A 19,005-nucleotide genomic window follows, 5' to 3' on the forward strand; every position below is an offset into this window, starting at 1 on the left:
CAGGATGGACTTCGCCTTCGACGCGAAAACCGAGGAACTGCGGGGGAAACTCCTCGAGTTCATGGATTCGCACATCTATCCGGCCGAGGCCGTCTTCGAAGCTCAGCTGGCCGAGCGCGACAGCGAATGGTCGCAGCCGCCGGTCGTCGAGGAGCTGAAGGCCGAGGCGCGCAAACGCGGACTGTGGAACTTCTTCCTCCCCGGTGACCACGGCGCGGGCCTGACGAACCTTCAGTACGCGCCGCTGGCCGAGATCACCGGCCGCAGCCTCCGGCTCGCGCCGACCGCGCTGAACTGCGCGGCGCCGGACACCGGGAACATGGAAGTCCTCACCATGTTCGGCACGGAACAGCAGAAGAAGCAGTGGCTCCAGCCGCTGCTGGACGGCGAGATCCGGTCCGCGTTCGCGATGACCGAGCCCGACGTCGCCTCCTCCGACGCGCGCAACATCGCCACCAGCATCCGCCGCGACGGCGACGAGTACGTGATCAACGGCCGCAAGTGGTACATCTCCGGCGCGATGAACCCGAACTGCAAGATCTTCATCGTGATGGGCAAGACCGATCCGGACGGCCCTCCGCACAAGCAGCAGAGCATGATCCTGGTCCCCCGCGACACCCCCGGCATGACCGTGAAACGCGGTATGCACGTGTTCGGCTACACCGACGGCGACCACGGCGGGCACGCCGAAGTGGTCTTCGAGGACGCCCGCGTGCCCGCGGAGAACCTCATCGCCGGTGAAGGCGACGGGTTCGCCATCGCGCAGGCCCGCCTCGGACCGGGGCGGATCCATCACTGCATGCGCGCCATCGGCATGGCCGAACGCGCGCTGGAACTGATGTGCCGCCGGGCGCTTTCGCGCGAGACCTTCGGCAAGCCGATCGCCGAACAGGGCGTCGTGCAGGACTGGATCGCCGAGGCGCGGGTCAAGATCGAGCAGCAGCGGCTGCTGGTGCTCAAGACCGCGTGGCTGATGGACACCGTCGGCAACCAGGGCGCGCACACCGAGATCCAGGCGATCAAGATCTCCACGCCGATCACCGTCGAGTGGATCCTCGACAAGGCCGTGCAGCTGTTCGGCGCGGGCGGGGTCAGCCAGGACTTCCCGGTCGCCGAGATGTGGGCGCAGGTGCGGACACTGCGGCTCGCCGACGGTCCGGACGAGGTGCACAAGCGCTCGCTGGCGCACCGTGAACTGAAGAAGTACCGCGGGGAGGCTTCAAAGTGACGACACCTCAGGAACTCAAGGGGCGCGTGGCCGAGCTGCTGGCCGCGTATCCGCCGGAAAGCACGCCACGCCAGGACTTTCTCCACGCGCGGTTCGACGCCGGGCTGGCGTGGATCCACTTCCCCGAGGGCCTGGGCGGCCTGAGCGCGCCGCGTTCGCTCCAGTCCGTCGTGGACAAAGAGCTCGCGGCGGCGGGCGCGCCGGACAACGACAAACGGCGGATCGGGATCGGCCTCGGCATGGCCGCGCCGACCATTCTCGCCTTCGGCACCCCTGAGCAGCACCAGCGCTTCCTGCGTCCACTGTGGACTGAGCGGGAGGTGTGGTGCCAGCTGTTCAGCGAGCCGGGCGCGGGTTCCGACCTCGCCGCGCTGGGCACCCGCGCGGTCCGCGACGGCGACGACTGGGTGGTCACCGGCCAGAAGGTCTGGACTTCGGGCGCGCACAAGTCGCAGTGGGCGATCCTGGTCACCCGCACCGATCCCGACGTGCCGAAGCATCGCGGCATGACGTACTTCCTGTGCGACATGACCGCGCCGGGTGTGGAGGTCCGGCCGTTGCGCCAGATCACCGGTGAGGCCGAGTTCAACGAGGTCTTCCTCAGCGAGGTCCGCATTCCCGACGCGCACCGCCTCGGCGCGGTCGGCGAGGGCTGGAAGGTCGCGCAGACCACGCTGATGAACGAACGGGTCGCGATCGGCGGGACCGAGTTCCCGCGCGACGGCGGGATGGTCGGCGTCCTCACCGAGACCTGGCGAGAACGTCCGGAACTGCGGACCTCGGAACTGCACGACAGGCTGCTGAAACTGTGGGTGGAGGGCGAAAGCCTGCGCCTGGTGAGTTCGCGGCTGCGGCAGCAACTCGCCGCCGGCGCGCCCGGACCGGAGGGTTCCGCGGTCAAGGTCGCCTTCTCCGAGCTGAACCAGGCCGCGTCCGGGCTGGAGATCGAACTGCTCGGCGACGAAGGCCTGCGCTACGACGACTGGACGATGCGACGTCCGGACGGCGTGAACTTCCTCGGCCGCGAGGCCGGATACCGCTATCTGCGCGCGAAGGGGAACTCCATCGAGGGCGGCACCTCGGAGGTCCTGCGCAACATCATCGCCGAGCGCGTGCTGGGGCTGCCGTCCGAGCCGCGGATCGACAAGGACGTCGCCTGGAAGGACCTGCCCCGATGAGCGACCTGTTGTACTCCGAGGTCGAAGAGGACCTCCGGGCCAGTGTCCGCGACCTGTTCTCCGACCGCGTGGAACCGGCGTCCCTGATCACCAGGACCGAGACGGCCGAACCGTACGACCTGGCACTGTGGCGCACGCTCGCCGCCGACCTCGGCGCGGCCGGTCTGGCCGTCCCGGAGGCGCTGGGCGGGCACGGTGCTTCGGCCCGTGAGGTCGCCGTGGTGATGGAGGAACTCGGGCGCAGCGTCGCCCCCGTCCCCTATCTCGGCAGCGCCGTCCTGGCGACGTCGGCCCTGCTGGCGACCGACACTGCGCAAGCGGAAGTGACGGAAAGGCTCGGGAAACTGGCCGCGGGCGCGCTCATCGGCGCGCTGGCGGTACCGCTGTCGGCCACGCCCGGCGCCGGGTTCCCCTCGACGGTCACCGCGACCGCCGACGGGACGCTCGACGGCCAGGTCCGCAGCGTCGCCGACGCTTCGGTGGCCGAGCTGCTCGTCGTCCCGGCGGTGGGCCCCGACGGTCCCGGCCTCTACACGGTCGACGCGGCTTCGGCGGGCGTGACGGTCACCGAGGCGATTTCCCTGGACCTGACCCGGCGCATCGCCGACGTCACCTTGGAGAACGTGGCCGCGAAACGCGTCGCCGCCTCCTCGGCGGCGACGTCCGCGCTGGACACGGCACTCGTGACGGCGGCGGGGCTGCTCGCGTCGGAACAGCTCGGGATCGCCGAATGGGCGCTGACCGAAACGGTGCGCTATCTCAAGGAGCGCTACCAGTTCGGCCGTCAGGTCGGTTCCTTCCAGTCGCTGAAGCACCGGCTGGCGAACCTGTACACGGATCTGGTCAACGCCAGGGCGACGGCGCGCTACGCCGCCGACTGCCTGGCTTCCGGTGACGACGTCGCGATCGCCGTCGCGGTGGCACAGGCCAGGAACTCCCCCATCGCCGTCCACGCCGCCGAAGAGGCGATCCAGCTGCACGGCGGGATCGGCATGACCTGGGAGCACCCCGCGCACCTGTACCTGAAGCGCGCGAAGAGCGACGAGATCGCCCTGGGCACCCCTGGGCGGCATCGCGCGGCCCTCGCCTCGCTGATCGACCTGCCCGCCTGATCTCCCCCGGCGGGGTCCGCCCCGGAAAGTGTCGGACCCCGCCGGTATACCTGTTCGAACATCTGATCGAACAGGGAGTCATCATGAAACTGCTCGTGGCCACCTCGAAAACGCAGGGTGCGCGGGAGAACGACTTCAACCACTGCATCGAAGGCGAACTGATCTGGATCGCCCCGTGCTGCGAAGACGGCGAAGAATCACCCGATTCCGAATGCGGTTGCGGCCGGTCGTTCGCCGGGCTGAACTCGCACCACGGGACGACGACGGCGCTCGTCGTGGAACTGCCCGGCTTCACCTGCTCCGACTACACCGAGGCGTTGCGGTCGAGCATGGCCGCGCAGGGCTGGCCGCCCGACGCCGCCGACGAAGTGGCGGCGGGGCTGCTCTCCTTCGCCTTCGGCTGGGAGGTGGGAACGGTGCTCGAACGCCGATACGACCTGTTCATCGAGCGTCTCGTCCCCGCGTCACCGGGCTGAACGTCCCCGGTTACTCGGGTCGCAGCGAGGCCAGCAGGAGATCGGCGAAGTGGTCGCCGATCTGGCGGGCCGAGAGCGCGCCACCACGCCGGTACCAGGAACCGAGGTGGTGCACCGAGCCGAAGAAGAAGTCGACGATCACGTCGGCCGGTTTGTCCGCGCGGAATTCGCCGGACTCCTGGCCTTCTTCGATCAGCGTGCGGAACCGCTCGTGGTACTTGCGGCGTTCCGCACGGACGGCCTTCTGCTTCTCCACGCCGAGCTGGTGCATGGACTGCATGAAGATCGTGTTGTCGTCGAGGTTGTCGATCGTGCTGACGACGACGTCGGAGCCGGCGGACCGCAGCCGCTCCCGCAGTGGTGCCTCACTCGAGGCCACCTTTTCCAGTTGCTCGGTCTGTGCGCGCAGCACACGGGCGTAGATCTCGTAAAGGAGGTCGTCCTTGGAGCCGAAGTAGTGGTACATCGCGCCCTTGGTGACCCCGGCCGCCTCGACGATCTCCTGCACGGAGGTGCGGTCGAAGCCCTTCTTGGCGAAGAGCTTCGTGGCGTGCGACAACAGACGGCGCGGGACGGCGGCCTGATCCTCGCCGCTCGCCTCGGCCTTCCGGGTGGTCGCTCGTGTCATGGCCGGCTCCTTCTCGTGCGGACTCTCAGCATACCGGCCGGTTTGTCGATGGCCGGAGAACCGCCGGTGCCCGGAAGCAATTACCGGTCACTGGCCGCTCGAGACGGCTCCGGCGGCATGGTTCATACGGTTGGGTGACGGTCAGCCGGGCTCCATCCTGGTGAACTGGGCGCATGAGCACCAGGCACCCGAGCGCCGGGACGGGACTGCGGGCCGACGTCCGCACCGAGGAGGTCAAGATCCTGCGGGACGACGCCGACCCCGGCGCGACCCCGCTGACCGTGCTCGCCGGCGAACCCGGCTGCGGGCGCGGCACGGTGCTCGACAGGCTCGCCGAGGAACTCACCCCGTCGGCCAAGGTGCTGGTGCTGCGGCTGGCCGAACTCGACCGGGCGCTCCCGTACGGCGCGATCTTCCGGCTTCTCGTCCTCCTCGGCGCGGACCGGGCCGAAGAGGAGCCCGCGCGGCGATCCGTGCTGGCCATGCTGGCCAGGGCGGGCGAGACCACGCCGACCCCGGAGACCGTCGCGAAGATCGCGACGGCCGTGTTCGCCCTCCTGCGCACGCAGACCCCGCTGGTGGTCCTGGTCGACGACGCGCAGTGGCTCGACGAGCACACCGCCCGGCTGGTGAGCCCGCTGCTGCACCGGTGTTCGGCGGAGACGCCGATCAGCGTGGTCGCGACGCTGCGGATCGGCGCGGGGGACGACCTGTCCGGGAGTCCCGCGCTGCAAGGCGCGTTCGCCCGGCTGCGGGCGGGCGGCCGGGCGAAGTTGCGGTTCCTCCGGCCGCTTTCGCGAGCCCAATCGCGGTCCCTGCTGACCGGGCTGGTCTCGGCCATGCCGAACGACGGCCTGGTGACCGAACTGCACACCGCGGCACGGGGCAACCCTGCCGCGCTGACCGCGCTCGTGCAGGGCTACCGGGCGGCCGGGGCCCTGCGGATCGTCGACCGCACCGCCTACCGGGTCGACAGGGTCGACCGGCCGGTGGCCACCGAGGACCATCCGCTTCTGCGGGCGGTCACCGAGGCGGGCGGTGGTGTGCGGGAGGTGGCCGAGACGATGGCGGTGCTCGGCCCGCTCGGCCCGTCCGCCGCCGGGCTGGCCGCGACCGCGCTCGGCCGCCGGGAGGAGGACCTCCGCGCGGTGCTGGACAGGCTCGTCGCCGAACGCGTCCTGATCCGGGACCCCGGCGGCGGCCACCGGTTCCGGGTCCCCGCCGTCCGGGACGCCCTGCTGACCGGGATCGGGCCGTATGCTTCGCGCAGCCTGGCCGCTCAAGCGATCCACGCCGTGTGGTCGGGATCCGCGACCGCCTCCGACCCGGATCTGGTGCTCGACTGGATCACCCAGGCCGGGTCACTCGTCGACACGCGCCGTGCGTCGGCCGAGCTGCTCGAGAACGGCGAGCGGGTCCTGTTCACCGACGGCGCCAAGGCGGAACGCTGGCTCCACGCGACGTTGTCCTGGGTGACCGAACCGCCCGCGCGGACGGCCGTGCTGATGATGCTGAGCTCGGCCAAGGCGCTGCACTACCGGGCGGCCGAAGCCGGGGACTGCGCGCGGCAGGTGCTCTGCAAGCATCTCGGCCATCTCGAACCGGCGCAGGCGCAGGAACTGTCGACGGTGTTCATCTCCGGGCTCGCCGCCCGCGGCGATGTCGGTGAGCTCGCCGAGATCGCCGCGGGCGCGTCACCGGTGCTGCCGGACGACCCCGCCCTGATGGTGATCAACCGGGCGTACGCGCTGCTGCTGAGCCACCGCTGGATCGAGACGCGGGACCTGCTCGAACGGGAACGCGCGGTATGGACCGGCAGTAACCACATCACCGCCGACTTCGGCACGATGTTCCTCGCGGCCTGCGGCGTCGTGCTCGGTGACACCTCCCAGATGCACACCCTCATGGCGCATCCGGAACTGTGGCGGTCCACGCATTTGCCGCAGTACGAGGTCGAACAGCACCGGTTCGAAGTGGAAATGCTGTTGCAGCTGGGGGATCTCCGGCAGGCGCGACGGCGGATCACCGAATCCGGGCTGAACGCCGAACAGCTGCCCATCGCCAACCGGTTCGCGGTGAACTACCTGGGCGGGGACTGGCCCGAAGCGATGGAACTGGCCCGCCGGACCATGCTGGGCGGCACCGATCCGGCGCGACCGCTGCACTACCTGCTGACGCAATGCGCGATCCGGATCCTCGGCGCGCAGGGCTGGCTCTCACGGGCCAGGACACTCGCCGCCGACAGCCGTCCCTCCGGGATGCGGCACACGCTCGACCATGCCGAGTTCACCGTGCTCAGCAAACTCGGGGACACCGAAGGCGCCGACGCCTTGCTGTACTCGGCCGCGCGCAGCGCCGACGCGGGCGGCTACGTCCTGGGCACCGAAGACCTCTGGGCCGACCTGGCGCGCTCCGCGCTGGCAAGGAACAAGCAGCGCGAAGGGGAACACTGGGTGCGACGCGCGGCGCGCACGGCGACCCAGCTCGACACCGCCCGCGCGCACCAGAATCACCACCTGGCACGTGCGGCGGTCCACCGCGAACCCGCCGCGGCCCGGCGCGCCGCGGCCATCGCCCGCGAACGCCGCGACGTCCCGTACGAGTCGGCGATGACACTCCTGCAGGCAGGCCTCGCCGGGCACCGGCCCGAGCAGTCGTGGACCGAGGCGTACGAACTGTTCGGCGAGGTCGGCGCCTGGTTCTGGCGAGGCCGTGTGCGGAAAATGTTGCGCGACAACGGCTTCGCCGGTCCAGGCCGCACGGAGACGACCGCCGAGAACGAACGGCTGCTGGCGATCCTCGTCGCCGAGGGCCTCACCAACCGGCAGCTGGCGGTCGTCCTCGAAACCAGCGAGAAGAGCGTGGAGGGCAGGCTCAGCAGGCTGTTCTCCCGGACCGGGTACACATCACGGGTGGAGCTCGCGGCCGCGATCCTGACCGGCGAATACCGCACCTGAATCCCGCATTCAGCGGACTGAACGCGTGGAGGGGCGCGCGCGTTTAGCAGTGGAGACGTCCACAGTCAACACATCGGGCGGTAACTGGCATCGTTCTCGGGTGCCACTGGCACTGAGCCAGTATCCGCGCCACAACGTTGTCGGGAGGCGGGGTGCGGGGCCACGGTGGAGATCGTCTTCGCAAGTCCTGAACAAGGTGGTGACCCCGTGCGTTTCGATCTACTCGGCCCCTTCAACGTCGTGCACGACGGACGTCCGGTCGTGCTGCGCGGGGCGACCCAGCGAGCCGTGCTCGCCTATCTCCTGTTGCGCCACAACGAGGTCATCGCCACCAGCACCCTGCTGCAGGCGATCTGGGCGGACGAGATCCCCGCCACCGCGCGCAAGATGGTGCAGAACGCGGTTTCGGGGCTGCGCGCCACGCTGGCCCAGCGGACCGGCGCCACCGAGCAGGCCATGCTGCTCACCCACGCGCCCGGCTACCTGCTGCGGGTCGACAGCGACCAGGTCGACGTCTCCCGGTTCCGGCGGCTCGCCACCGAGGGCCGCACGGCGCAGGCGGGCGGCGACGTCGAGCGGGCCGTCTCGGCCTACCGCGACGCGCTCGCGCTGTGGCGTGGCCCGGTGCTCGCCGACCTCACCGAGACCGGCGTGGTGTGGCCCGAACTGGTCGCGCTGGAGGACCAGCGGATCGCCCTCCACGAGGATCTCTTCGGCCTGGAGCTGGACCGGGGACACCATCACGAGGTGCTCACCGACCTGCGCGGGATGGCGGAGGCCAACCCGAACCGCGAGCGGCTCAACGCCCAGCTGATGACCGCGCTCTACCGCTGCGGCCGTCACGTCGACGCCCTCGAGGTCTACCGCGCGACGCGGGCCAGCCTCGCCGAGGGCCTCGGCCTGGAGCCGGGCAAGGAGCTGCGCGAGCTGGAACGCGCGATCCTCCAGCACGACGAAACCCTGCTCACCCGGCGCCCGGATCCGGCACCGCGTCCCGCGTCCGAGCCGGTGCCCGCACCGGTGGTCGAACCGCTGCCGTTCACTCCCGCCCCGGTGATCGCACTGCCCCGCACGGAGCCCGTCGAGAGCGAGCGGAAGCCGGTCGTCGCGATCGGGGTCGCCCTGGCCACCCCGGACGACGACCCGGAAGAGGCCGTCGAGGTACAGGCGAGGCTGCGGACCGTCGTCGAGGAGGAGGCCCTCGCCGCGGGCGCGTACCTGCCGGGGGAATCGGGTCCGGTCGTGCTGGCCCTGTTCGGTCTCCCCCGCACCGATGACGACGACGCCGTCCACGCGACCAGGACCGCGCTGCGGATCCACGACCGGCTGACCACCGCCGGGATCGCCACCCAGATCGGCGTCGACAGCGGCGACGTCCTCGTCGAGTTCACCGCCGCCGGTCCCGGTCAGGTGGCGGGCCCCGTGCTGGACCGCTGTGTCCGTTCGGCGCTGCGCGCGCCCGAAGGCCGGATCCGGGTGTCGGACGCGGTCCGCGAGGCTTCCGAGCCCGCCGTGGTGCACGAGGCGTCGGAAGACTCGCCTGGCTGGTGGCACGCCGTTTCCGCACGCCAGCACCCGGTGGCGGAGCCCGCCGATCCCGGCGGCTTCGTCGGCCGGGACCACGACCTCGATCTGCTGAGCCACCTGCTCGGCTTCGTCGAACGCGGCGGCCGCCCGCATCGGGTGACGATGCTCGGCGAGCCCGGCATCGGCAAGTCGCGGCTCCTCGCAGAGTTCGCCGAAACCCTTTCCGGGCAACCCCGGATCAGGGTGCTGGACGCCGGCGCCGACGTCACCGAAGCGTTCGCCGTCGTGCCGGGGCTGCTCCCCCAGACCGCCTCGCGACTGCGTACCGAGGGCGGCGACTCGGCACTCCGGGCCGCCGCCGGCGAACTGACCGCCTACGGGCCGCTGGTGGTGCTGGCCGACGACCTGCATCGCGCCGGACCCGAGACCCAGGACGCGGTCGACCGGCTCGGGGAGTCCTGCGCGGGACTGCCGGTCCTGATCGTCGCGTCCGCCCGGCCCGGCCTGCTCGAAGCCGAACACGGCGAGCGCTGCGGCACGACGGTGACCCTCGCCCCGCTTTCCGACGACGCCGTCGGCAAACTGCTCGACAAGCTGCTGCCCGGCACCGCCCGGCTCATCCGCGGCAGGCAGGACCTGATCGCCAGGATCGGCGGGAACCCCCGGTTCGCGCACGCGTACGCCCAGGGGGTGCATGGCCGGACCGCCCCGTTTCCGGGACTGGGCCAGGCGATGACGCCCCCGCTGGTCCGCCGGACGCTCGCCGCGCAGCTCGACAACCTGCCCGCCGCCGAGAAATCCCTGCTGAAGGCGGCCAGTCTCACCGGTGACGCGTTCACCGCCGAGGACGTCGCCGCGGTCTGCGGCCGGGACACCGTCGAGATCGAGGGGACCCTGTCCCGGCTCGCGAGCCTCTCGGTGCTGCGCCGCGAAGACGACGACGCCGGCTACACGTTCCGCCGCGCGACGCTGCGGGAGCTGGTCTACCAGCGGATCCCGCGCGCGACCCGCACCGCGCTGCTCCGCCGCCCCGCCGTGCGCCGCGTCGAAGCCCTCGCCTGACGGCTTCGGCCGGGCCCACACGCGTGACTCGCGTGATTGAACACGGGACTCGCGTGATTGGAGACGGAACTCGCGTGATTGGACGAGTTCCGTCTCTGATCACGCGAGTCACGGGTCTGATCACGCGAGTTGCGGCTTCAAGCACGCGAGTTACGGGTCTGGTCACGGGAAAGCCCCCGGTCGCCGAAGCGGCCGGGGGCTGACGTCGTGACCAGGGTCAGCCGGTGGGGCGCTGCATCACGTCCGAGGTGTACTTGACCGACGAAGGCTCGTGCCGCGAGGTGAACGGGCACTTCCAGTCCTCTTCGGTCATCCGGCCGGAGAAGTGGCGGGACGGCATCTGGTACTCGTAGGTGGTGAAGCTCGGGTTCACCGAGCCGTTGTTGGTCGTCTCGCGTTTGCGGATCGCGTCCTGCATCGAGAAGAACTTGTCCCCCAGCAACATGAACTGCATCAGCGAGTTGAACGCGATCGCCGGCCGCGAGAACCGGCGGCTCGCGCGGGAAGAGCCGGGGTGCATGCCGACGACGAAGAACGAGTGCCCGGCGACGTGGAACCCGAAGTTCGGCTCGTCAGGGTCGGAAGTCGCGCCTTCGTCGAGACCGTAGGTGCGGCTGTCGATGTCGTGGATGAGCTGGAGATGGCGCCACAGCAGGCGTTCGTACTCCTCCTCGTCGAGAACACCGCCGGGTTCCTCGAAGGTGGACACGAAGGTGCGGAAACTCTTGTCCGACAACGTGGGCCGGATACCGCGGGCGTAGCCGAGCATGTCGCGGTAGTGGGCGCGCGCCGATTCCGGATCCCCCAGCGCCGGGTAGTGGCCGTGGACGATCGAGCCCTTTTTCAGCGCCGCGCGAGCGCCGAGACAGCTGAACTCCGTGGTCTGGATGAACGCTTCGAGCTCCGCTTTCGGGTCGCTCATTTCACTCCGCCTTTCCGGTGCTCCCCGGCTGCTCGCTGCCTGCCGGGAAGCCAGTCGAAGGCGCGCACGGTGACCGGGCGCGCCGGGACGGCCAGCGCGGCCGCGTTGCCGGCGCCGGCGTCCAGTTCCGTGATCGTCCACTCAGGACGGTCGTCGAAGACGACGTCACCGCCGGTGAGGGTGAAGGAGGGGCCCGGCAGTCCGGCCAGGCCGGTGCCGTCGACCTTGAGATAGGCCTCCTTGCAGGTCCAGTACCGGAAGAAGGCCAGCGGCTCGCGCACGGTGGCGGCCTCTTCCGGACGCAGCGTCCGGGCGGCCAGGCCGTCGTGGTCGACCTCCCGGACCTCTTCGATGTCGACGCCGACCCGGACCCCGGCGGTGACCGCGACCAGCGCCAGCGCGCCGGAGCGGGACAGGCTGAACTCGATCCCCGTCTCACCTGCCAGTGCCGGGCGGTCGCCGTCCCGCGTGAAGCGCAGCGCGGACGGCGCGGCGCCCGTGTACGAGGCGAGGATGTCGCGCAGCGCGACATGCGAGGCCAGGAACCGGGCCCGTTCTTCGTCCACCGCGATGGCGGCCGCGCGGCGCAGCTCGTCTTCGGAGAGCGCGCCGAGCAGGCCGTAGACCTCGGCCGAGCCAGGGGCGAGCACCCGCGCGAGGGGGATCCGCCACACGTGCGCGTCCCGGCCGGGGCGCAGCCGCTCGCCCAGCGCGCCCGAAGGCTGTTTCCAGGCCGAGAACCATTGCGTCGTCATCGGCCCAGTTTTCGGTGGATCACCCCGAGCAGCTCCGGTACGCGCTGTTCGAGGTAGAAGTGCCCGCCGGGGTAGGTGACCATCGCCGAGTCGGCGGCGAGTTCGAGCCACGCCGACAGTTCGTCCAGATCGGCCCGCGGGTCGCGGTCGCCGCCGAACACGGTCAGCGGCACCGGCAACGGCTCCCCCGGCACATGCCGGTACGTCTCGTTGACCGCCAGGTCGGCCCGCATCAGCGGCAGGAACAGCGCCAGCAGTTCCCGTTCGCGCCGCAGGACGTCCGGCAGCCCGCCGAGAGCGTGGAGTTCGGCGGCGAGCCGCTCGTCTGGCAGGTCCCGCAGCTGGAGCCGGGTGTCGGGCAGCTGCGGCGCCGCCCTTCCCGACACGAACAGGTGTTTCGGCAGCGTGGCCCCGCGCTCGGCGAGCCTGCGGGTGAGCAGGTACGCGGTCAGTGCGCCGACGCTGTGCCCGAAGAACGCGAAGTCCCCGGTCAGCGCGTCGCCGAGACCGTCGATGGCCGCGTCGACCAGGCTTTCGACGTCGGTGTGCGGCGTCTCGCGGCCGCGTTCGGCCCGGCCGGGCAGCTGAACCGGCAGGACGGCCAGCTCGTCGTCCGCCGCGAGGACCCATTCGCGGTAGACCGCCGCGCTCGCTCCCGCGTGCGGGAAGCAGAACAGCCTGGTCGCGCCGCCCGGCGGGATCCCGCCGGGCAGCCAGGGCCGGGTCGTGATCGGTACGGTCATCGCAGCTCCATCGTCAGATAGGACGGCGGGGGCTGGATCGTGCTGAGGTCGGACTCCAGGACGAGCCTGTCACCGTCACGGGAGATCTCGGAGAATCCCGCGAAGGCGTAGGTCACGTACATGACCCGGTTGCGCCCGGTCTCGACGAAGTCCGCGCGCAGCTTCGCGCCGTCCTCCTTCGCCAGCCCCATGATGTGGTTGAGCAGGACCGTGCCGACCCCGCGCGACATCACCCGGCACGACATCAGCATCATCCGCAGATGCCAGGCCTCCTCGCCGCGTTCGGCCAGCGCGAGCCCGATCTTGCCGTAGCCGCCGTACTTGTCCGAAAGGGACGCGACGAGCAGCACGTGGTCGGGCGAGGTCCGCAGCTCGTCCAGTTCGTCGTAGGAGTAGGTGCGGCCGGTCGAGTTGAGCTGATTGGTGCGGACGGTCAGTTCCTCGGCCCGCTGCAGATCCTCCCGCTGCGCGCGGGCGATCGTGAACTTCATGTCCAAAGTGGACAGGAATTCCTCGCTGGTGCCTTCGTGGTCCTGTTCGACCTGCTCCCGCACGGCGGCCGCGCGGTAGAGCTCGCGGCGCACCCGCGACTCGTCGGTGACGAACTTGGGCCGGAACTCCTCCGACGCCAGGGTCTCCCCCAGCTTGGCAACGTCGACCGTCTTGACCGACGGCAGCGCGTGCGCGACCTCCTCCAGTTCGAAGGGCTGGTCGTCGACGAACGCGATCGCGTCGAGGCCGATGTTGAGCGCCTTCGCGATCCGTTCCACGGAGCCGGATTTGGGGTTCCAGCTGATCTGCGGGTACAGGAAGTACTCGTCGAGCCCGGCCGCCTTCAGCCGCGCCATCGCCGCTTCGTGGTCGTTGCGGCTGGCCACCGAATGCAGGACGCCCAGCTCGTCGAGCCGCTTGATCTCCGCGACCACTTCGGGGCGCACGGTGACCTCGCCGTCCTCCAGCAGGGTGCCGTCCCACAGTGTGTTGTCGAGGTCCCACACCACGCATTTGATGCGGCCCCGCTTGGGTTTCTCCAGAATCCCGGTCATCCCGACACCTCCCGGTACGCCTCGTCCGCGATGGTCAGCTCCTGGATCTGGGTGCTGCCCTCGATGATCTCCATGACTTTCGCGTCGCGGTACAGCCGGGCCACCGGATAGTCCGGGCCGCAGCCGTTCGCGCCGTGGATCTGCACCGCGTCCGAAGCCGCCTTCGCCGCGGCCGTGGACGCGAAGTACTTGGCGACCCAGGTCGCCATGATGGTCGCCGGATCGCCCGCGTCCTTGAGCCGTCCCGCCTTCTCGCACAGCAGCCGCGCGGCGTCGCGAGCGGTGACCATTTCGCTGATCTTGGCGCGGATCTGCGGCAGGTCCCGCAGCAGCCCGCCGCCCGCCGAACGCGCCGACGTGTAGGCGGCCGAAGCGGCCAGCGCCGCCCGCACGATGCCGACCGAGCCGCACGCCACGCTGTAGCGACCGAGGTCGAGCGCGCCGGTCATCACCGTGCCCGCCGCCCAGCCCGGCGGCCCCACCAGCGCGGACGGGTCGAGCCGGACGTCGTCGAACTCGATGGTCGCCAGCATGCTCGCCGTGGTGCCGAGCATGTGCCGGACCGGGGTCACCCGGACTCCGGGGTGGTCCGCGGGCACCAGGAACGCGCTCATCCCGGTGGCCGTGCCCGCGAACACGAGGAACAGCCCGGCGACCTGGCCGCCGGTGATCCAGGTCTTGCGGCCCCGCAGGGTCCAGACGCCGTTCTCGGCGACCGCCACTGTTCCGGCGGCGGTCGAATCGCTGCCGCTGTGGTCCGGTTCGGTCAGGCAGAACGCGCCCAGTGTCGTGCCTTCCGACAGCTCGGGCAGCCAGCGTTCGCGCTGCTCGTCGTCACCCCAGCGCTGCACCGTCGCGGTCGCCATCGTGTGCACGGTGAGCAGGCTCCGCAGCGATGAACAGCCGCGGCCGACCTCCTCGTGCAGCCGCCCGAGGGTGACCATGTCCAGCCCGGCGCCGCCGGCCTCGACGGGGAGGAACGGGGCCCACAGTCCCAGCTCCCCCACCCGCCGCAGCACGTCACCGGGGATGTTCTCGGCCCGGTCCCACCCGTCCGCGTGCGGGCAGACCTCCTCGTCGACGAAACGCCCGACCGCCTCTACCTCAGGGGTTTCGGGCCGTGTCCTCGCCCTCACGTCGTTCTCTCCGTTCAGTGCGCGGCCGCGGCGGTGCGCCGCTCGACCAGCTCGGTCATCCGCGTGACGCTGCGGAAGTTGTCCAGCTTCAGCTCCTCGTTGGGGATCCGCGTGGCGAACGCCTTCTCGATGAACATGACCAGCTCCATCGCGAACAGGGAGTTCACGAAACCCAGCGCGAAGATGTCCTGTTCGTCGGTGAACGACAGGCTGGGGAACTTCGCCCCGATGAAGGCGCGGATCTCGCCGTTGACGTCCTGCGACATGGTGGATGCCTCTCTCGTAAAAGGAAGAAGGTCTGCTTGAGGGCCGAGGGCCCGCGGCGTACCGGATAGTGGTTGTCGCGAGAAGAGGTGCGGCAGGCCCCGGTAGACCAGGCGACCGTGTCGCGAAAGCCACTTTCGGGACATCAGACGTCGCGAAAGTGGCTTTCGCGACATACCCGCAGCCCCGCGTCAGCCGCTGTAGTTGTAGAAACCCTTGCCGCTCTTGCGGCCGTGCAGGCCGGCCGCCGTCATCTGCTTGAGCAGCGGGCAGGGGCGGTACTTGCTGTCGTTGAACTCGTCGTAGAGCACCTCGACGCTGTAGAGGATCGTGTCGACGCCGATCAGGTCGGCGGTCTCCAGCGGGCCCATCGGATGCCCGAAGCAGCCGCGGAACACCTCGTCGACCGTCTCCGCGTCCGCGACCCCTTCGTGGACCAGGAAAGCGGCCTCGTTGACGGTGAGCATGAGCACGCGGTTGGAGACGAATCCGGAAGCGTCGTTGACCGGGATCGGCTTCTTCCCCATCGACAGCAGCAGCTCGCGCACGATGTCCTTTGTGGACTCGCTGGTGTGGTAGCCGGGGATGAACTCGCACGACGGTTTCATCGGCACGGGGTTCATGAAGTGGACGCCCATCACCTTGTCCTGGCGCTGGGTGAGCGCGGCGACCTTGGTGATCGGGATGGCGGAGGTGTTGACGACGAACACGGTGTCGGCTTTGCAGGCCTCGTCGAGTTTCGGGTACAGGCGGGACTTCAGGTCCCAGTTCTCGGTGATGTTCTCGATCACCACCTCGGCCTCGGCGAGGAGTTCGAGTTCGGTGCCGAAGGTGATCCGGCCCAGCACCTCGGCCGCGTCGATCTCCGGGCCGCCGAGCATGCGGCTCATCCGGCATTCGAGTTCGATCCGGTCGCGGGCGTCGGCCAGCTTGCCGGGGTCGACGTCGATGAGCACGGCCTCGTGCCCGCTGGTGGCGAGATTCTGCGCGACCCCGGTGCCCATCACACCGGCGCCGACGACTCCGACGAGGGTCATCGTTCCTCCTTGGCTGCGTTGCTCGTGGTCAGGTCCAGCACGCCGTCGAGCCTGCCGTGGGCGGCCCGCACCGCGTCGGCGCCGCCGGGGTGCTCTTCGGCGAACACGACGGTCGCGCCCAGTTCGGCGCCCAGCCGGGCGGCCAGATCACGGGCGGTGACGTCGAGTTCGCCTTCGATCAGGTAGACCGGCCGCGTGGACCGGGCGCCGAGCGCGACGTCGGCGGCGGCCTGGGTCGGCTCGATCCAGTAGCGGTCGCGCTGGAACGGATAACCGGGCAGCGTGGTCTTCCGCGGGTCACGGCCGTCGTGATAGGCCCGCCAGTCGATGTCCGCCCCGGACAGCCAGGCCCGGCCGAGCGCTTCGGTGAGCACGGCCGTGTCCTGGCGGGGGTCGGCCTCGCCGGGCAGGGTGGGTACCAGCAGCGACCACGAAGTCTGGGGGAAATCGGGGTGGCCGCGGAACATCGAGCCGAGCGACTGCCCGGCTCCCAGTTCCAGCAACACGGTATCCGGGGAATGACTGGCAAGATGCTCGATCATCGCGGCGAAGCGCACGGGACGGCACATGTGCTCGGCCCAGTAGCCGGGATCGTTCAGCTGTTTGACGGTGATCGGCGCGCCGGTGACGTTCGACAGGTACGGCACTTCCGGCTCGCGCGGTGTGAGGTTCTTCCGCGCCCACGCGGTCAGTTCGGCGGCGGCGGGCCGCAGGGCCCGCGAGTGGAAGGCGTGCGTGGTGCGCAGCGGCCGGGCCGGGACGCCGTGTTCGGCGAGCGCGGCGGCCAGCTTCTCGACGCCGTCGCCCGCGCCGGACACCACGATCATCCGCGGCCCGTTCACCGCGGCGACGTCGACGCCGAACGCGGTCACGTCGCCCACCAGCGCGGTGAGTTCGGCGGCGCCCAGCGGGATCGCGGCCATCGAGCCTTCGGGCAACTCCTCGATCAGCTTCGCGCGGGTGGCGACCAGCGCGGTGGCCTCCGCCAGGGTGAGGGCGCCCGCGAGGGTGGCGGCGGCGAACTCGCCGACGCTGTACCCGGCGAGCACGGACGGCTGGACACCCCAGGCGCGCAGCAGGCGCCCGAGCGCGTAGCCGAGGGTGAACACGGCGGGCTGGGTAACGGACGGCGACGCGTCCTCGGCGTCGGTCGCGCGGCCCAGCAGCCGGGCGAGGTCTCCGCCGTCGGAACCGCGTTCGCCGTGCAGGCTTTCCGTCGGATCGGTGCCGAGCTGGGCCTTGAACAGCGCGGCGCATTCGTCGACGGCGGCCTTGAACTCCGGCTCGCTTGCGTACAGCCCGCCCGCCATGCCGCGGTACTGCTCGCCGACCCCGGCCAGCAGGAAAGCCGCCTTCCGCGGCTTCGAGCCCGCTTCGGCGACCACACTGGTCTCGGACCCGAACGCGTCGGCGGCGTCATCCACAGAGGACACGACCGTCATCCGGCGGTGGTCGAAAGCCTTCCGGCCGTTGTGCAGCGTGTAGGCGACGTCGGCGAGATCCGTCCACTCAGGACGGTCCGCGGCGAGCCTGCCGGTCATCGCGTCGGCCGCCTCGGGGGTCCGCGCGGACCACGCGAGCAGCTGATGCGGCCGGGCGTCCGGGCGCTCCGGGCAGTCCTCCGGTGCCTCCTCGATGACGACGTGAGCGTCGGTGCCGCCGAAGCCGTACGCGCTGACCCCGGCCAGCCTCGGCCGTTCCCCGCGCGGCCAGTCGCCCAGTTCCGCCTGGACAACGAGCTTGTCGCCGCTGTGCGCCAGCTGCGGATTGGGCTTCTCGAAGTTGACCGCCGGCGGCAGCTTCTCGTGGTGCAGCGCCAGCGCGGCCTTGATCAGGCGGGCGATACCGCCCGCCTGGTTGATGTGCCCGAGGTTCGCGTCGATCGAGCCGAGCGTGACCCGCTCGACGTCGTCGACGTCGAAGATCTTCTGCAGCGCGGAGATCTCGGCGACGTCGCCGAACGGAGTGCCCAATGTGGACACTTCGATGTGGTCGATCTCGGCGGGTTCGACGTCGGCGGCGGCCATCGCCTCGGCGACGACGGCGGCCTGACCGGGTACGCCCGGCAGGTTGAACCCCTGCCGCGCGCGGTTGCCCTCGTGGTGGATGGCCCAGCCGCGGATCACCGCGTAGACGCGGTCGCCGTCGGCCAGCGCGTCCTCCAGCCGCCGCAGCACGACGACGCCGAGACCGTTGCCGGGGACCTTGCCGTTGGCGCCCGCGTCGAGGATCCGGTTGATCCCGTCGGGCGCGAACCGGCTGCCCTCGCGGTAGAGGTAGCCCGGTTCCTGCGGCACGACAACGGAAACCGAACCGGAGACCACCAGGTCGGACTCGCCGGTGAGCAGGCTGGAGCAGCCCTGCGCGACGGCGGCGAGCGCGGTCGAGCTGCAGCTCTGGACGCTGACGGACGGACCGGTCAGGTCGAGCGCGTACGACAGCCGGGACGCGATCAGGTCCTTTTCGTTCTGCAGGATCAGCTGGTCCGGGCCGACGGTCAGCGCGGTGACGTCGTTGGAGAGCAGGTTCGACAGCAGGTAGGTGCTCGGGGCGCCGCCGGCGAACACCCCGGCGAGGCCTTCGATCCGGTCCGGGTCGACGCCCGCGTCCTCCAGCGCGTGCCACGCGCATTCGAGGAACAGCCGGTGCTGCGGGTCGAGCAGTTCGGCGTCGGCCCGGTCGTAGCCGAAGAAGTCGGCGTCGAAGCGGTCGATCCCCGGCAGCAGGCCCGCCGCGGGGACGAACGCGGGGTCGTCGGCCACTTCGGCGGGGACGCCCGCGGCGAGCAGTTCGTCGCGGGTCATCCGGGTGATGCCGTCGCGGCCGGCGCACAGATCGGCCCAGAACTTGCCGATGTCGGGCGCGCCGGGGAAGTTCCCGGCCATGCCGACGATCGCGATGTCGTCGCCGGTGTCCCGTTCTCGCGTGGTCATG

At 70.5% G+C, this 19,005-nt stretch carries 15 protein-coding genes; 6 read left to right on the top strand and 9 right to left on the bottom strand.

The annotated features are described in order from the left end of the window. Window positions 1-4: 4 nt before the first annotated feature. The 4 genes from AMYAL_RS0140615 (at window position 5) to AMYAL_RS0140630 (ending at window position 3,994) form a co-directional block, all read left to right on the top strand. On the top strand, window positions 5-1,228 hold the full coding sequence (locus AMYAL_RS0140615; protein WP_020637048.1) for an acyl-CoA dehydrogenase family protein: 1,224 nt from the start codon (window positions 5-7) through the stop codon (window positions 1,226-1,228). Beyond that, window positions 1,225-2,406, top strand: a complete 1,182-nt coding sequence (locus AMYAL_RS0140620; RefSeq protein ID WP_020637049.1) for an acyl-CoA dehydrogenase family protein — start codon at window positions 1,225-1,227, stop codon at window positions 2,404-2,406. Before AMYAL_RS0140615 ends, AMYAL_RS0140620 begins: the two co-directional genes overlap by 4 nt. Beyond that, on the top strand, window positions 2,403-3,518 hold the full coding sequence (locus AMYAL_RS0140625) for an acyl-CoA dehydrogenase family protein (protein ID WP_020637050.1): 1,116 nt from the start codon (window positions 2,403-2,405) through the stop codon (window positions 3,516-3,518). Before AMYAL_RS0140620 ends, AMYAL_RS0140625 begins: the two co-directional genes overlap by 4 nt. Before the next feature lie 83 nt (window positions 3,519-3,601). Beyond that, a complete protein-coding gene (locus AMYAL_RS0140630; protein WP_020637051.1) occupies window positions 3,602-3,994 on the top strand; it encodes a DUF7715 family protein in 393 nt (130 codons plus the stop codon). A gap of 10 nt (window positions 3,995-4,004) precedes the next feature. Here the strand turns inward: AMYAL_RS0140630 and AMYAL_RS0140635 are convergent, their stop codons facing one another. Next, on the bottom strand, window positions 4,005-4,622 hold the full coding sequence (locus AMYAL_RS0140635) for a TetR/AcrR family transcriptional regulator (RefSeq protein ID WP_020637052.1): 618 nt from the start codon (window positions 4,620-4,622) through the stop codon (window positions 4,005-4,007). A 173-nt stretch (window positions 4,623-4,795) separates the two neighbouring features. Here AMYAL_RS0140635 and AMYAL_RS0140640 point away from each other — a divergent pair, with 173 nt between their 5' ends. Further along, window positions 4,796-7,579: an AAA family ATPase gene (locus AMYAL_RS0140640; RefSeq protein WP_020637053.1), complete on the top strand. Its 2,784-nt coding sequence runs from the start codon at window positions 4,796-4,798 to the stop codon at window positions 7,577-7,579. A gap of 207 nt (window positions 7,580-7,786) precedes the next feature. Continuing rightward, window positions 7,787-10,168, top strand: a complete 2,382-nt coding sequence (locus tag AMYAL_RS0140645) for an ATP-binding protein (protein ID WP_020637054.1) — start codon at window positions 7,787-7,789, stop codon at window positions 10,166-10,168. Between the two features lie 217 nt (window positions 10,169-10,385). On the opposite strand, the gene gntA is transcribed toward AMYAL_RS0140645, so the two are convergent. From gntA to AMYAL_RS0140685, 8 genes are all read right to left on the bottom strand, one after another. Further along, window positions 10,386-11,090 carry a guanitoxin biosynthesis heme-dependent pre-guanitoxin N-hydroxylase GntA gene (gene gntA / locus AMYAL_RS0140650; protein WP_020637055.1) on the bottom strand — a complete coding sequence of 235 codons (705 nt, stop codon included), beginning with the start codon at window positions 11,088-11,090 and terminating at the stop codon, window positions 10,386-10,388. Beyond that, window positions 11,087-11,845, bottom strand: coding sequence for a 4'-phosphopantetheinyl transferase family protein (locus AMYAL_RS0140655; RefSeq protein ID WP_020637056.1), 759 nt, complete (start codon window positions 11,843-11,845; stop codon window positions 11,087-11,089). The genes gntA and AMYAL_RS0140655 overlap by 4 nt, the downstream gene beginning before the upstream one ends. Continuing rightward, entirely contained in the window at window positions 11,842-12,588 is a 747-nt protein-coding gene (locus AMYAL_RS0140660; RefSeq protein ID WP_020637057.1) for a thioesterase II family protein, read from the bottom strand. Before AMYAL_RS0140660 ends, AMYAL_RS0140655 begins: the two co-directional genes overlap by 4 nt. Next, entirely contained in the window at window positions 12,585-13,634 is a 1,050-nt protein-coding gene (locus AMYAL_RS0140665) for an HAD-IIIC family phosphatase (RefSeq protein ID WP_020637058.1), read from the bottom strand. Before AMYAL_RS0140665 ends, AMYAL_RS0140660 begins: the two co-directional genes overlap by 4 nt. Then, entirely contained in the window at window positions 13,631-14,770 is a 1,140-nt protein-coding gene (locus AMYAL_RS0140670; protein WP_020637059.1) for an acyl-CoA dehydrogenase family protein, read from the bottom strand. The genes AMYAL_RS0140665 and AMYAL_RS0140670 overlap by 4 nt, the downstream gene beginning before the upstream one ends. Before the next feature lie 14 nt (window positions 14,771-14,784). Next, a complete protein-coding gene (locus tag AMYAL_RS0140675; protein ID WP_020637060.1) occupies window positions 14,785-15,036 on the bottom strand; it encodes an acyl carrier protein in 252 nt (83 codons plus the stop codon). A gap of 189 nt (window positions 15,037-15,225) precedes the next feature. Next, window positions 15,226-16,071, bottom strand: coding sequence for a 3-hydroxyacyl-CoA dehydrogenase family protein (locus AMYAL_RS0140680; RefSeq protein WP_020637061.1), 846 nt, complete (start codon window positions 16,069-16,071; stop codon window positions 15,226-15,228). After that, the gene (locus AMYAL_RS0140685) at window positions 16,068-19,004 is read right to left on the bottom strand and encodes a type I polyketide synthase (protein ID WP_020637062.1); all 2,937 of its coding nucleotides are present in this window, start codon (window positions 19,002-19,004) and stop codon (window positions 16,068-16,070) included. Before AMYAL_RS0140685 ends, AMYAL_RS0140680 begins: the two co-directional genes overlap by 4 nt. Between the last annotated feature and the right edge of the window lies 1 nt (window position 19,005).

The organism is Amycolatopsis alba DSM 44262 (genome assembly GCF_000384215.1).
Lineage (GTDB): Bacteria > Actinomycetota > Actinomycetes > Mycobacteriales > Pseudonocardiaceae > Amycolatopsis > Amycolatopsis alba.